Origin of the sequence: Mesorhizobium sp. M0910, from assembly GCF_040319465.1 — a bacterium.
Taxonomy (GTDB): domain Bacteria; phylum Pseudomonadota; class Alphaproteobacteria; order Rhizobiales; family Rhizobiaceae; genus Mesorhizobium.
The window spans coordinates 18556-31897 of sequence record NZ_JAMYNZ010000008.1 but is presented as its reverse complement, the minus strand read 5'-3'; the positions used below and the strand labels follow the sequence as shown (position 1 = coordinate 31897).

Here is a 13342-nt window from a genome sequence, read left to right as displayed (position 1 = left end):
GCCGACGGATCATCGCTTGTGGGCGCCGCCAAAACCGGTGAGGAAGGCGGTGAGATTGTCGCCGAGCTCATCGCAGAGATAACCGCCTTCCTGGACGATGACCGTTGGCAGGCCGAGCCGGGCGATCGCCTCGCCAATGCGCGAAAAACCAGGCGTGCTCACCGACAGCCCGCCGAACGGATCACCTTCGAAGGCGTCTAGGCCCAGCGCGACCACAAGCGCATCGGGCGAGAAGGCGTCGATGCGCTGGAACGCTGCCGCCAGTGCTTCGAGGAAAGCCGCATCGCCGGATTTGCGCGGCAGCGGCAGGTTGAGATTGTAGCCGAGGCCGGCGCCTTCGCCGCGCTCGTCCGCATAGCCCCAGAAAAACGGATAGAACCGCGCCGGGTCGGCATGCAGCGACACGGTGAGCACGTCCGGCCGGGCATAGAAGATGCCTTGCGTCCCGTTGCCGTGATGCAGGTCGACATCGAGGATCGCCACCCGCGCTGCCTGCTTGCGTAGAGCCTGTGCGGCGACCGCCGAATTGTTGATGAAGCAGAAGCCGCCGGCGACGTCGGCAAAGGCGTGATGGCCGGGCGGCCGGCACAGCGCGTAGGCGGCCGGCGCTCCCAACATCACCGCCTCGGCGGTTTCAACCGCGCTCCAGGCGCTCCAAAGCGCGCTCTGCCACGTCTCGCCGGAGATCGGGCAGGCTGTGTCGGCCATGTGCTAGCCGGCTTGGCCGACCGCCGAGGCCGGATAGGAGCCGTTCCGCGCGATCGGGTGGATGTTGGGGATGACCTCGGCCGAGGCGCCCTCGATGCGCTGCCAGCGCGCGAAGATATGGTGAAGGAAATCGAGATATTCCGGCGTATGTACCGCGGCAATAGGGCCGAGTCCGTGATCCCGCGGCCGTTCGATCGTGCAGCCGGCAGCCTTTGCGCCGGCCAACAATCGCTCGACCCGTTCCGGCTTTTCCGGATTGGGCTGCGGCGCGCCGCTGGAGAGGAACGCCTTCGGGTCGTGGCGCTTCTGTTCTTCGGCATAGAAGGCTTTCATGTTGGCTCCTCCGGTGCATCGGCGAAGGCGAAAAAGGCGTCGCCGACGATCTTCTGCACCTGCTCGTAGCTGGACCAGGCAATGCCCAACCGTTCGTAAAAAGCCTTGGCGGTCTCGTTGTCGGTATCGACAGACAGCTTGAGATAGACGCCGCCGTCCTTCCGGCATTGCGCCGCGACCCGGCGCAGCAGGTGCTCGCCGATCCTGCGGCCGCGAAAACGGTCCTCGACATAGAGGTCCTGCACATAGACGCCGGGCCGTCCCATCCATGTCGAGAAGATTGGAAAATGCAGGCAAAGCCCGGCAAACTCGCCGCCGACCTCGGCGATCAGGGTCGAGAAGGCAGGCTTCTCGCCAAAGCCATAGGTGCGGAGATCCCGAGCTGTCGAGGTGATCTCCTGATGTGCGCCGACATGCGCGCCGAGCCGTAGGAGCGCGGCGTGGATGGTTTCGACGTCCTCCACCCAGCCGGGGCGGATGACGATGTCTCTTGACGGTGGGTTGGTCACGGCCGCATCTCAGAACGCCACGCGATCGCCGCCCTTGAGCGCCAGCATCTGCCGCGCCTCGGCCGGCGTCGCGACCTCCAGCGACAAGCCGTCGAGCACGCTGCGGATGCGGCGCACCTGGTCGGCATTGGACTTGGCGAGTTGGCGCCCGTCGTAGAGGCTGTCCTCCAGCCCGACGCGGACATTGCCGCCCATCGCCGCCGCAATCGAGATCATCGGCATCTGGTGGCGTCCGGCGGCCAGCACCGAAAATTGGTAGCTGTCGCCGAACAGTTTGTCGGCGATGCGCTTCATGTGGATCAGGTTTTCTGGATCGGCGCCGATGCCGCCAAGGATGCCCAAAACAAACTGGATGAACAAAGGTCCAGACACCAGCCCACGATCGCGAAAATGCGCCAGCGAATAGAGATGGCCGACATCGTAGCACTCGAATTCGAAGCGCGTGCCGCAACCGCGCCCGAGCTTCTCGAGCACCGTCTCCATGTCGGCAAAGGTGTTTTTGAAGATCGTGTCGCGGGTGGCCTCGAGCAGTTTCGGCTCCCATTCGTGCTGCCATTCCCGCGGCCGCTCGAGCATCGGGAACAGCGCAAAGTTCATCGAACCCATATTGAGCGAACTCATTTCCGGCTCGGCCCTGAGCGGCGCGGCCAGCCGCTGGTCGAGCGTCATCAGCGACGATCCGCCGGTGGTGATGTTGATCACCGCATCGGTCGCCTGCTTGATGCGCGGCAGGAACTGCATGAACACCTCGGGGTCGGCGGTCGGCCGCCCATCCTTAGGGTCGCGGGCATGAAGATGCAGGATCGAAGCGCCGGCCTCGGCGGCGGCGATTGCGTCTGCGGCGATCTGGTCCGGCGTCACTGGCAGATGCGGCGACATCGACGGGGTGTGCACCGACCCGGTGACGGCGCAGGTGATGATGACTTTGCGCGGTGCCATGGTTCGTTCCTCAGCCTTCGACCGGCAGGTCGAGCTCGCCGGCCAGCACCTCGAGCGCGTCACCGATGATGGATATGATCTCGCCGATCTGCGCGGCGGTGACGATCATCGGCGGCGCAACCATGAAATTGTCGCCGTCGACACCGCCCTTGACCTTGCGTCCGTAGATGATCAGGCCGCGCTCATAGGCGAGGTCGAGCAGGCGCTGAGTGGCCTTTTTCGCCGGCTCGATCGGCCTCAGCGTGTCCGGATCGGCGACCATTTCGGCACCGGTGAGCAGGCCCTTGCCGCGGACGTCGGCGATGAATGGAAACCGCTTCGCCAATCCCTTCAGCTCGTCCATCAATAGCTCGCCCATGACAGCCGCGTTGGCGATCAGGCCGAGACGGTCCATCTCACCTAGCACGGCGAGCCCGGCGGCGCAGGCGAGCGGATTGCCGGCATAGGTATGGCCGTGCTGGAAGCCGCCCGACGCGAGCAATGGCTGCACCAGCCGCATCGGTGCCGCCAGCGCACCGAGCGGGGCATAACCCGAGCCCAGCCCCTTCGACAGCGCGATGATGTCTGGCTTGCAGTTCCAGTGGTCGCCGCCAAGGAATTTTCCGGTGCGGCCGGCACCGCTCATCACTTCGTCATGGATGAGCAGGATGCCGTAGCGATCGCAGATCTCGCGGATGCGCGGATAATAGCTGTCGGGCGCCACCAATGCTGCCGTGGCAGCGCCGCCGACCGGCTCCATGATGAAGGCGAGCACGCTCTGCGATCCCTCGGCGAGGATCTTTTCCTCCAGCATGTCGGCGTAGCGGATACCGCGCTGTTCCATCGAAAGATTGTCGCGGTCACGCCAGGCGGTGGGCGCCGGAACCGTCGGCATGAGCTGCATCATCGGCGCAAAAGTTTCGGCCAGCGCATCGTCGCCGGTGACGGCGAGCGCGCCGAGCGTGCCGCCATGATAGGACGGAAAGCGCGTGATCACCTTCCAGCGGCTGGGCTGGCCGATGGCGACCGCCCATTGCCGCGCCAGCTTGACGCAGGATTCCGTTGCCTCCGAGCCACCGGAGACGAAAAAGATGCGGTCCAGGCCCTCGGGGAGTTTGGCCGCCAGTTGCCGCGCGAGCTCCTCTGCCGGTTCGTTCTCGAAATGCAGGCGGTAGGCGAAGGTGGCGCGGTCCATCTGCCGTTTCATCGCGTCGAGCACGTTGCGATTGGAGTGGCCGATATTGGCGACCATCGGGCCGCTCGATCCGTCGATGAAGCGGCGGCCATCCTGCGTCCACATGTAGATGCCTTCGGCGCGGTCGATCAGCGGCCGGCGCAGGCTGGACAGATAAAACAGATGCGAAGCTTCGCGGGCTTCCGGGGCAGGGGACTTCAGCATGTCATGACTTTCCGAGATAGCGGTCGAGGACATTTCTGGTAACACGCTCGACCATCGCATCCTGCCTTAGCAGGCCGGCAACCCATTCGCAGCTTCCGGCGTGAAACACCTCGCCTTTGCCGCGCCGGAAATTGACGATCATGCCGTTGCCGCGCTTAACCTTATCGAGATTGGCGTCGCTCGCCTCGCCGAACAGCGTTTCGGCGGTGAAGCGGCCGTCCTCGTCGCCGAGGAACTGGTCCTCGAACGGGATGTCGGCGCTTTCCTCGACCTGGGCAGCCATGCCGACCGCGAGCACCTGCAGGCCGTCCGGTGCGCCGCTGTCGGGCGTCGGGTAGGGCAGGCCGCCGCGGATCTCGAAATCGAGCCCATCGACCTCATAGCCATAGACATGGCTGTCGGCGCCGAGCAGGTCGCCATAGTAGATGCCGGTACCGGCAAAGGCCCAATGCTCCGGCCGGTAGACCGGAAAGCCGCGCACACCGCGCGGCGCGCAGCCGCCCCAGCCGGCATAGACGCCTCTTGTCGAGTTGAGGCCGAAGGTCGCCGCACCCGGCCGGCCGATTTCCGGCGCTTCCCAGGAATTGGTGGCGCGCCTTATATCGCCGCCGCGATAGGCCGGGTCCTCGGCGCGGGCGCGGTATTTGTAGCAGACCTGCCGGCGGCCTTCGTCCTCCAGCCTGGTCTGCCACATGAAGTTGCCGGCAAAGCGCGCCGCATGACCGCCGCGCTCGACATAGGTGTCGACCGCATCGCGCATTTCCCAGGTCCAATATTCGTCGTGGCCGACGAAGACGACGCAGTCATAGCCGTCGAGAATGTCGGGCGAAAAATGCAGATCGTGCTGGCTAGCGAGATCGACGGCGTAGCCGGAACGCTCAGCGAAGCGGAAGAAATGGCTGTCGTAGCTTGCCCAGCCGGCTGAGGCGTATTTCTTCGAATGGCCGGTGGCAAAGGCCCATTCCATGTGCGGATAGCGCGGCACGGTTTTCGGCGGCACCGCGACTTCGAGCGGCACGCGCGGCGCATCCTTGGGCAGCACGACGAACCCGCGGCACCAAGGCCGCTGCGTCGACACCATTCGTGCATACTGGTCGCGGGCCGGCCCGGTGATGCCTTCGTAATGGTTGGAACCGCCCCATGTGTTGTAGGCGAGCCAGGTGCCGGTGGCCGCGACCTGCAGCACGCGGCCGGGTTTCTTGCCGGGCTGCGGCGAGACGATGAAAAGGTGATGACAGCGGATCGGCTTGCCGTCGCGACCGTCCGCTTCAAGCGTGACGCGATAGGCGCCGGATGGCCAGTCGTCGCCGATGCGAAACTCGAACGACGCCTGCCAGCCGCAGCCTTCGACCGAACATTGATCCGGCGTATCTTGCCAGCGCGCCGCAATCCCGGTCCTTTCGAACATTGTCGTTTCCGCGCCGCCGTCGCGGATGATCGCGATGCCGAAACCGGCGGCCGTCGAACTGACATGCAGCGCCACCATCTCGCCGGGGCGATAGGAAAAACGGTCGCTGTAGCACCAGATTTCGCCGCGCCCGCCATCCATACCGGGCCATTCCCAGTAATGGCTGCGCACCGCCTGGCGTCGCTGCTGCGGCGTCAGTCCGAAATCGGGAAACTCGGTCGGCAGATGGTTCATGGACACCGCTAAGGTCGAAGGCCGCCATTTCGGCCATCCGCCGGCCAAGCGTCAATTGGAAACGATCGGGCCAGCCATTGCCGGGCTGCTCCCTTGGCCTTGCCGGCCAAACAGACTATCTCACAAAGGGCGGCGTTGTCCGCCACGGGAGCCGATATGCTGAGAGTGCAAAAGGTCAGGGTCAACGATATCTACGTGCCGACCGCGCGCAAGAAGACGCTGCATCCCGAAACCGTCCGCCATCTGGCCGAGGACATTCTGGAAAACGGAATGAAGATGCCGATCCAGGTGCGCCATGACGGCAAGCGTCATATCCTGGTCGAAGGGTTGCATCGGCTGGAAGCGGCCAAGTGGCTCGGCGAGACCGAGATCGACGCCTATCTGGTGCAAGCCAAGCGCCACTGAAGCCATTCAGTTCCGTTGCTCGAATCTCCGGTCCCGCGGATTTTTTCGCGGACCGTGTCGGCTTGCGTCTTGTTGGTTCGTCCTAGACACGGAAGCCAAAACCGACGTGTGAGGAACGCCATGACCACCAAGCTCGACATCGCCCCCAACTCCAACCGCGAGCTGGTTCTCGCCCGCATCATCGATGCGCCGCGCGAGAACGTCTATCGCTGCTGGACCGAGCCGAACCTGTTGACGCAATGGTTCTCGCCGAAGCCGTGGACGACGCCGCGCGCCGAAATGGATGTGCGGACCGGTGGCTCCACCCTTGTGGTCATGGCCGATCCCGACGGCAAGGAGTTCCCGAATCCAGGCATCTTCCTCGAAGTCGTACCAGGCAAAAAGCTCGTCTTCACCGATGCCTATACCAAGGCGTGGGAGCCGTCCGAAAAGCCGTTCATGACGGTCGTGCTGACCTTCGACGACGAGGGCGAGGGCAAGACCCGCTACATCGCCCGGGTTGCGCATTGGTCGGTCGCCGACCGCGAACAGCACGAGAAAATGGGTTTTCACGACGGCTGGGGCCAGTGCGCCGAACAGCTCGAGGAGGTCGCCAAGCTACTTTGATGCACAAGCGACTTTGATGCAAACGAGAGAGGGAGACTGATATGTCCAGATCGATATTTTTTGCCATTTTCGCCTCGGCCGCCGCGCTCTTTGCCGCGCCGGGCACCATCAACGCAGAGGAGGCCAAGCCTGCCATGACGACCGCAACCGCAACACTGCCGAAGCCGCAAAAGTCCGGCCTGCTGCCGATCAACGGCCTGAACTATTATTACGCCGTCCATGGCAAGGGCGAGCCACTGCTTCTGCTGCATGGCGGTCTCGGCACAACCGACATGTTCGCGCCGATCCTGCCGAAGCTTACCGAAGACCGCACCGTCATCGGGGTCGACCTGCAGGGCCATGGCCGCACCGCGCTCGGCGACCGGCCGCTCAGCTTGGAGGCGATGGGCGACGACATGGCGGCGATCGTCAAGGCGCTCGGCTACGACAAGGTCGACGTCATGGGTTATTCGCTGGGTGGGGGCGTCGCCTTCCGCATGGCCGTGCAGCATCCCGACGTGGTGCGCCGGCTCGTCCTGGTCTCGACCGGCTACGCCGCGGACGGCTTCTATGCCGAGATGCGTGGCCAGCAGGCACAAGTCGGCGCAGCGATGGCCGACATGATGAAGGACACGCCGATGTACAAATCCTACGTCGCGGTCGCGCCGCATCCGGAGGATTTTCCGAAACTGCTCGACCAGCTCGGCGCCTATATGCGCAAGGACTACGATTATTCTGCCGACGTGCCGAAGCTGAAAATGCCGGTCATGCTGGTGTTCGGCGACAGTGACATGTACCGGCCCGAGCACGAGATCAAGTTCTACCAGATGCTTGGCGGCGGGTTGAAGGACGCCGGCTGGATGCGCGAGAACCTGTCGCAAAACCGCCTGGCGATCCTGCCGAACCGCACTCATTACGACGTGTTCTTCGCGCCGGAACTGACAGCTGCCGCGCTGCCGTTCCTCAATGGCGAGACCAAGGTCAAGACTTGGGATGAGGTCGTCAACGAAACGAACTGACGTCCAGTCAATTGGCTGCCGGCCGTCTCCCGCGAGATGGCCGGCATTTCGTTGATGAGGCCTTGGCGCGGCGCATCCAGCCGATCGCCCATCGGCCCGGATCACAGCTTTAGATGACGCCATCAAAGCTTTTCAATTGACGGTGCCACGCCTGTCGATAGGTATCGCCTATCCTCGCAGGAAGGGACATGGGCGATGGCAAGATATCAGGGCGGGTGTTTGTGCGGTGTGGTGCGCTACCATGTCGAGGCGACACCGATCAATGAGCGCGTCTGCCATTGCCGGCTCTGCCAGAAGGCACTGGGTGCCGCCTTCAACGCGCGCGTGCTGTTCCGCATCGACGATGTGACGGTCGACGGTCCGCTGGCGACGGTGAATTCCTCGCCCGATCTCAAGCGTGGCTTTTGCCCGCGTTGCGGCACGACGCTGTTTTCCCGGCGCGATTCCGCCGGCATCATCGGCATCACGACCGGCTCGCTCGATGATCCTTCGGTGTTCAGGCCTGAGATGCATATCTGGACCGCCTCGAAGCAGCCCTGGGTCCAGATCGACGACGGCCTGCCGCAGTTTGAAGGCGCGCCACCTCCGATTTGAGGTGGAATCTGGACAAAATTTAATCCGAAGCGACACGAGATAGCCGGCAAAGCGTCATTGGCGGGCCATCATTGCTGCCTATCTATTGGCGTGCGGGCAGGCAGTCGAGGAGGCGACGGATGAACGACAGCATCAACACCCTGGATGAACTCTTGAGCGATCCGATGATCAAGCTGGTAATGGAGCGCGACCGCGTGCAGCCGGCAGACCTTCGCACGCTGCTCGAAGAAAAGATCCGCCGGGTAGACGATGATGCGCCGGTCAACGATCACTTTGTACCGCCGGCCCACCTCATGGCCACGACCTGCCACAAGCTGTGGTTGTGCAGCTAGGGTCTTGAAGCGGTCAGCCGGAATTTGCCGGCAAATAGCTGTAATGGCTGCGGAAATAAGCGAGCCTGAAGCCGAGGCGCGCATAGTTGCGATACGCCGGCCCGTCGCGTTCGCACTGCCGCGCCTCGATGTCGGCCACGAACAGTTTTGCACCGGCCGCAAGTCCGTCGCGCACCATCGCTTCGCCGAGCATTGCATCGAGGTCGAAGCTCGGCGCCATGATGCCGGGCACCGGCGCGTCGATGCCGCTCCAGGCCATGCCGTCGGCACCGATGAACATCGAGCGCACCGCCGCCACCGCGCCGTCCCGCCGCAGCATATAATGATGCCAGCCGCGTCGGCCGGCCAGCGCTAGCAACCATGGTGAGGTCGGCAACCGATATTGGCTGTCGATGAACCCAGCCCATTCCCTTGCCGTTGCCGACGTCACCCGCTCGACCGAGACATCCTTCGACGGGAAAAGCGGCTCCGTTGGCAATGGCGTGGCGTCGCGAAAGATGCGTTCCCAACCGCCCTGACGCTGCAGGCCGCGTGCCTCGAGCCAGCAGCTGAGCGTCGCGGGCTCGGTATGCGGATTGGTGTAGAACCAGGGCCGCAGAATACCGGCCTCGCGATAATGCGCCAGAAGCGCGTCGAGCCGGCTCTCGGTGGCAGCGCTATCGACACCGAGATTCTTGACGCAGTTGAAATGGATGAACGGGATCGTCGTGCAGGTGGTCCAGACGAGATCGCCATCTTCGGCGATGGCAAGGCCTTGCCTTGCGGCAAAGTCTGCCGGGGCGGCGCGATAGAGATCGAGCCAGGCATTGACCTCGGCGCGTTCGATAACGCGGCTGAGATCGCGCGATATTTCGTCGATCCCGATGGCGGGCGAGCGTGGCTCGGGCGGGGCTACGGGCTGCAATTCTGATAGGGCGGCGGGCTGCATGACTTCCTCCCAAGTATGGCCTTACACCGTAAGATTAGTGGAGACTAATCTCATGCCGTGAGTTGTCAAGCGGGATTGCGAGGCAGCCACGTGGTCGAACGTTGGGGGATGGCGCACCCCCGTCCGGGCGAACGTTCCGATGCAAACCCCCTAACAATTCGATTCAAACTTTGTTGGTAGTTTCTTGTTAGGAATCCAGCTTGGTTTGTCCGACGGCGTTGTCCTGCCTTCGGTCTGTTGTGTTTTGCGTACAGGTCCAGATGCGGTTATCAGGCGTCGTCATCTTTTCGATCGCAGCGCTGTGCCTTGCCGGCTGCACGTCGACCTCCGGCGTCGATGCGCTGCAAGTGCCGTCCGGCGAGACCACCAGCTCGGTTGTGCGGCCACCCGCGCCGGTGGCATCCGTGGCGAAGACTGATGCTGCGCCCGCTTTTGCCGAACAGGAGCACGACGAACAGCCGGTCGCGATGAACGTGCCCGATCAGGACATCGAACCGCCGGCCGAGGTCATCGCGCTGATGTCGCCGCCGAAGCGGCTGACACGCGCAGCACCGGCGATGCTTGCCGAGCCGGTCACGCGCTATGGTTTTCGCGACGCCAAGCCGATCAATTTCGGTAAGTCCTCCTCGCCGAGGCGCCTTGCCGTCCATGGCGTCGACGTTTCGCGCTGGCAGGGCAATGTGAACTGGCAAAAGCTGCGCGCCCAGGGCGCCAACTTCGCCTACATCAAGGCGACCGACGGCGGCGATCATATCGACCCGATGTTTACCAGGAACTGGCGCAATGCCGACGCCGCCGGCCTGAAGCGCGGCGCCTATCACTTCTTCTACTGGTGCCGCACCGCCGGCGAGCAGGCCGACTGGTTCATCCGCAACGTGCCGAGGGTCGAGGGCGCGCTGCCGCCGGTGATCGACGTCGAGTGGAACGGCGAATCCAGCTGCAAGCGCCGCCCGTCGCGGCAAAAGGTGCTGGAAAAGATGCAGGTGTTCATGGACAAGCTCGAGCGCCACTACGGCCAGCGCCCGATCATCTACACCGCGCCCGATTTCTACCGTGACAATCTGCGCGGCGCCTTCCCCGATTATCCATTCTGGCTGCGCGCCGTGGCCGCGCATCCGTCAAAGGTCTATCCCGGCCGCAAATGGCTGTTCTGGCAATATTCCGGCTCCGGCCTGTCGCACGGGGTGAGGGGCCGCATCGACCTCAACGTGTTCCATAGCGATGAGCGGGCATGGCGCGACTGGGTTGGCGGCCGGCAGATGGTAGCGGAGGCGGAGTAGCGGCAGCTCTTGCCTTCTCCCCTTGTGGGCCTGTTGCGTAATTCGCTGATTGTGATTCTCTGAGACGAAGCTCGGAGGGAATCGCGATGGCAGTGAAGCAGATGGGCCAGTTGAGCTTGGCGGAGGCTTTTCTGGGCGGCAAGTTGGCTGGCGGTTCTTCACCGCTTGATCGATTGTCGGGTCTGGTGAAGTGGTATCGCTTCGAGAAGCTGCTCAACCCGCTGCGCGATGGCGGACCCGGACGGGCAGCTTGGCCACCGCTGGTTCTGTTCAAGGCGCTTTTGCTGCAGTCACTCTACGGCCTGTCGGATCGCGAACTTGAGGAGGCGCTTGGCGACCGGCTGTCGTTCCGGCGCTTTGTAGGGCTCGGGTTGGAGGAGAGCGTTCCCGACCACACGGTGCTTTCGCGTTTTCGCAATCTGCTTGTCGGCGAAGGGCTGCTGGAGAAGCTGTTTGGCGAACTGGACCGGCAGTTGGAGAAAGCCGGTGTTATCCTGAAGCGGGGAACGATGCTGGATGCCACGCTGATCAATGCGGTTTCATTGCCCCCGACGGACGAGCGGACTTCGAAGGATACGGATGCCCGGCTCACCGCGCGAAAGGGCAAGGGCGGCTTCACCTTTGGCTACAAAGCCCATGTCGGGGTGGATGAGGGCTCTGGCCTGATCCGCACGGTGATTACCACGCCAGCCAACGTCAACGACACGGTGATGGCCGATAACTTGATCTGCGGCGACGAGAAGACGGTGTGGGCGGACGCCGCCTACGACACCCATGCCCGCCGCGCCCGGCTCAAGGCCGAGGGCAAGAAGGTGCGCATCGCGCGCCGCCCCAACAAGCACCATGCGCTGCCGCCGCGGCTCAAACATTACAACCGCCTGATCGCCAGACGGCGAGCGGCGGTGGAGACCACTTTCGCCACGCTCAAGAACCGCATGAAGCTGACCAATATCCGCTATGTCGGACTGGCGAAGGCCACCGCCCAGGTGACATTGGCGGCGATCGCCTTCAACATGCGCCGATGGGCCGCCATCACGGGATAGGTGCGCCCGCAGCCCGGCCGCCCGGGCCGAAACCGCCGCCGAAACCCCAAACAAGGGGGCGGAGCTCACAAAGACGAGCCAGGCTGACACCTTTGGGCACATCCAGTCCATCGGCGCGCGAGGCCTTCGATGTGAAAGCGTATTGCGTCGCGAATTTCGGTTTTTCCACCTCGAGCACCGATCGCAATGCAGCCGGGTAGGTCCGGCAGCTAAGCGGAAAAATTGTTTCCGGCTTTTCGATGACTGCCACGTAACGCATTGCGCGACCTCTTCGGTTGGAAATGTCATTATGGCCAGCGGCCGATCATCTACACCGACGTAGTTGAACAGCAGCTCCTCCTGAGATCTTTCCTGCTCTAATGAGCACATCGTCACGGATATTGAGGACGGCTTCGAGTCAACGCTGAGCGCGGGGCGCGGTTCGGTGGGCGAGAGCGTCTACTCCCTCATGCCAGCCTCTTCACCACCAAATCCTCGCTGCGGTCCACTGAGAGCACAGGCTGACCCATCCTCAGGTGTAGCTCGATAGCCGACACGCTTCCCCATAGGGTCCCCGACGTGGCTTGTGACCCACACGTCTCGATCACGCAAAACAGGAGCGCATCATGTCGCAGGCAGAAACAAAAACCCGCACGACTGGTCAGCAGGAGACAAACATGAGCTTGGACAACATTTCACACCCCTCGATCCAGCACTGCGCCGACAGCCTGAACGCCAAGCACAGCAACGGTAGACCGGAGCCCGAATTGGTTCCGTCGCGCTACGCGCTGCAGGTCGGCGACATCGACGTGCTGGTGGTCAGCGATGGAGTGCTGCCGATACCAGCGCCGGTTATGGCATACAACGTCGACCCGGCCCTCCGGGCGGCCTGGCTGGACGACATGTTCCTGCCGCCGGACGTGCTCGAGTGGCCGCTGAACGTGGTCGTCGTACGCAGCGGCGACCGGACCATACTCGTGGACGCCGGGCTGGGGATGGACCCGGACTTGCACTTGCCGAGGGCCGGGCGGTTGGTCTCGCGACTGGAGGCCGCCGGCATCGATCTCGCATCCGTCACCGACGTGGTGCTGACCCATATGCACATGGACCACATTGGCGGGCTGCTCATCGACGGGGTGAAGGACCGGCTGCGTCCGGATCTGCGGATTCACGTGGCGGCCGCCGAGCTCAAGTTCTGGGAGTCGCCCGATTTCTCCCGCGTCTCCATGCCAACGGGGTTCCCGGATGCGCTGCGGCGGGCGGCCAAGCGGTTCGTGAACGACTACCACAGCCAGTTGCGGCCGTTTGAGACGGAGCATGAGGTGGCGCCGGGGGTGGTCGTCACGCTCACCGGCGGCCACACCCCCGGGCACAGCGTGGTCCGCCTAGCGTCCGGCGGCGATCGGCTGACCTTCGCCGGCGACGCCGTGTTCCAGGTCGGGTTCGACCAACCCGACTGGCACAACGGCTTCGAACACGACCCCGAGGAGGCGGCCCGCGTCCGGATCAATCTTTTGCGGGAGCTGGCGGCGACCCGCGAGCCGCTGGTGGCCACTCACCTGCCGTTCCCGTCTATCTGCCATGTGGCGGTGGACGGCGATGTCTTTCGTTGCGTGCCGGCTGTCTGGGACTACTGACCCGCGTATTGGGTTAGGGCCGAGCACAGCG

At 63.7% G+C, this 13342-nt stretch carries 13 protein-coding genes and 3 pseudogenes; 9 read left to right on the top strand and 7 right to left on the bottom strand.

All coding sequences use genetic code 11. The features are described from left to right. Nucleotides 1–9 precede the first annotated feature (9 nt). From NKH78_RS20465 to NKH78_RS20445, 5 genes and pseudogenes are all read right to left on the bottom strand, one after another. Nucleotides 10–1041, bottom strand: a pseudogene (locus tag NKH78_RS20465) (histone deacetylase family protein). Further along, nucleotides 1038–1550, bottom strand: coding sequence for a GNAT family N-acetyltransferase (locus NKH78_RS20460; protein ID WP_352506405.1), 513 nt, complete (start codon nucleotides 1548–1550; stop codon nucleotides 1038–1040). Before NKH78_RS20460 ends, NKH78_RS20465 begins: the two are co-directional and overlap by 4 nt. A gap of 9 nt (nucleotides 1551–1559) precedes the next feature. After that, nucleotides 1560–2489, bottom strand: a complete 930-nt coding sequence (kce, locus tag NKH78_RS20455) for a 3,5-dioxohexanoate:acetyl-CoA acetone transferase (protein WP_352506404.1) — start codon at nucleotides 2487–2489, stop codon at nucleotides 1560–1562. A 10-nt stretch (nucleotides 2490–2499) separates the two neighbouring features. Further along, entirely contained in the window at nucleotides 2500–3867 is a 1368-nt protein-coding gene (locus tag NKH78_RS20450) for an aminotransferase family protein (protein ID WP_352506403.1), read from the bottom strand. A 1-nt stretch (nucleotide 3868) separates the two neighbouring features. After that, nucleotides 3869–5509, bottom strand: a complete 1641-nt coding sequence (locus NKH78_RS20445) for a N,N-dimethylformamidase beta subunit family domain-containing protein (RefSeq protein WP_352506402.1) — start codon at nucleotides 5507–5509, stop codon at nucleotides 3869–3871. A gap of 156 nt (nucleotides 5510–5665) precedes the next feature. Between NKH78_RS20445 and NKH78_RS20440 the strand changes: the two genes are divergently transcribed. The 5 genes from NKH78_RS20440 (at nucleotide 5666) to NKH78_RS20420 (ending at nucleotide 8444) form a co-directional block, all read left to right on the top strand. Beyond that, nucleotides 5666–5914, top strand: coding sequence for a ParB N-terminal domain-containing protein (locus tag NKH78_RS20440; RefSeq protein ID WP_023674751.1), 249 nt, complete (start codon nucleotides 5666–5668; stop codon nucleotides 5912–5914). Nucleotides 5915–6034: 120 nt separating this feature from the next. Next, complete coding sequence (locus NKH78_RS20435; RefSeq protein WP_352509966.1) at nucleotides 6035–6520, top strand: SRPBCC family protein; 486 nt, start codon at nucleotides 6035–6037, stop codon at nucleotides 6518–6520. Between the two features lie 41 nt (nucleotides 6521–6561). After that, nucleotides 6562–7518: an alpha/beta fold hydrolase gene (locus NKH78_RS20430; RefSeq protein WP_352509965.1), complete on the top strand. Its 957-nt coding sequence runs from the start codon at nucleotides 6562–6564 to the stop codon at nucleotides 7516–7518. Nucleotides 7519–7713: 195 nt separating this feature from the next. Beyond that, on the top strand, nucleotides 7714–8112 hold the full coding sequence (locus NKH78_RS20425; protein WP_352883645.1) for a GFA family protein: 399 nt from the start codon (nucleotides 7714–7716) through the stop codon (nucleotides 8110–8112). Nucleotides 8113–8231: 119 nt separating this feature from the next. Then, nucleotides 8232–8444, top strand: a complete 213-nt coding sequence (locus NKH78_RS20420) for a hypothetical protein (RefSeq protein ID WP_352738073.1) — start codon at nucleotides 8232–8234, stop codon at nucleotides 8442–8444. 13 nt (nucleotides 8445–8457) lie between these two features. Here the strand turns inward: NKH78_RS20420 and NKH78_RS20415 are convergent, their stop codons facing one another. Continuing rightward, nucleotides 8458–9372 carry a hypothetical protein gene (locus NKH78_RS20415; protein ID WP_352509963.1) on the bottom strand — a complete coding sequence of 305 codons (915 nt, stop codon included), beginning with the start codon at nucleotides 9370–9372 and terminating at the stop codon, nucleotides 8458–8460. 260 nt (nucleotides 9373–9632) lie between these two features. On the opposite strand from NKH78_RS20415, the pseudogene NKH78_RS32640 reads away from it, so the two are divergent. The 3 genes and pseudogenes from NKH78_RS32640 to NKH78_RS20405 all read left to right on the top strand — a co-directional run. After that, nucleotides 9633–9776, top strand: a pseudogene (locus NKH78_RS32640) (glycoside hydrolase family 25 protein); the annotation flags it as partial. 90 nt (nucleotides 9777–9866) lie between these two features. Continuing rightward, a pseudogene (locus NKH78_RS20410) lies at nucleotides 9867–10652 on the top strand (glycoside hydrolase family 25 protein); the annotation flags it as partial. A gap of 86 nt (nucleotides 10653–10738) precedes the next feature. Continuing rightward, entirely contained in the window at nucleotides 10739–11695 is a 957-nt protein-coding gene (locus tag NKH78_RS20405; protein WP_352692063.1) for an IS5 family transposase, read from the top strand. Here NKH78_RS20405 and NKH78_RS20400 read toward each other — a convergent pair. After that, a complete protein-coding gene (locus tag NKH78_RS20400; RefSeq protein WP_352689902.1) occupies nucleotides 11685–11945 on the bottom strand; it encodes a hypothetical protein in 261 nt (86 codons plus the stop codon). The genes NKH78_RS20405 and NKH78_RS20400 overlap by 11 nt on opposite strands. Before the next feature lie 355 nt (nucleotides 11946–12300). On the opposite strand from NKH78_RS20400, the gene NKH78_RS20395 reads away from it, so the two are divergent. After that, nucleotides 12301–13311, top strand: a complete 1011-nt coding sequence (locus NKH78_RS20395) for an MBL fold metallo-hydrolase (RefSeq protein ID WP_254817680.1) — start codon at nucleotides 12301–12303, stop codon at nucleotides 13309–13311. Nucleotides 13312–13342 lie beyond the last annotated feature (31 nt).

What these genes read in the sequence shown, in the direction of transcription:
- NKH78_RS20450 (WP_352506403.1), bottom strand. Translation starts at nt 3,867, where the DNA reads ATGCTGAAGTCCCCTGCCCCGGAAGCCCGCGAAGCTTCGCATCTGTTT.
- NKH78_RS20415 (WP_352509963.1), bottom strand. Translation starts at nt 9,372, where the DNA reads ATGCAGCCCGCCGCCCTATCAGAATTGCAGCCCGTAGCCCCGCCCGAG.
- kce (WP_352506404.1), bottom strand. Translation starts at nt 2,489, where the DNA reads ATGGCACCGCGCAAAGTCATCATCACCTGCGCCGTCACCGGGTCGGTG.
- NKH78_RS20405 (WP_352692063.1), top strand. Translation starts at nt 10,739, where the DNA reads ATGGCAGTGAAGCAGATGGGCCAGTTGAGCTTGGCGGAGGCTTTTCTG.
- NKH78_RS20425 (WP_352883645.1), top strand. Translation starts at nt 7,714, where the DNA reads ATGGCAAGATATCAGGGCGGGTGTTTGTGCGGTGTGGTGCGCTACCAT.
- NKH78_RS20445 (WP_352506402.1), bottom strand. Translation starts at nt 5,509, where the DNA reads ATGAACCATCTGCCGACCGAGTTTCCCGATTTCGGACTGACGCCGCAG.
- NKH78_RS20435 (WP_352509966.1), top strand. Translation starts at nt 6,035, where the DNA reads ATGACCACCAAGCTCGACATCGCCCCCAACTCCAACCGCGAGCTGGTT.
- NKH78_RS20440 (WP_023674751.1), top strand. Translation starts at nt 5,666, where the DNA reads ATGCTGAGAGTGCAAAAGGTCAGGGTCAACGATATCTACGTGCCGACC.
- NKH78_RS20430 (WP_352509965.1), top strand. Translation starts at nt 6,562, where the DNA reads ATGTCCAGATCGATATTTTTTGCCATTTTCGCCTCGGCCGCCGCGCTC.
- NKH78_RS20395 (WP_254817680.1), top strand. Translation starts at nt 12,301, where the DNA reads ATGTCGCAGGCAGAAACAAAAACCCGCACGACTGGTCAGCAGGAGACA.
- NKH78_RS20420 (WP_352738073.1), top strand. Translation starts at nt 8,232, where the DNA reads ATGAACGACAGCATCAACACCCTGGATGAACTCTTGAGCGATCCGATG.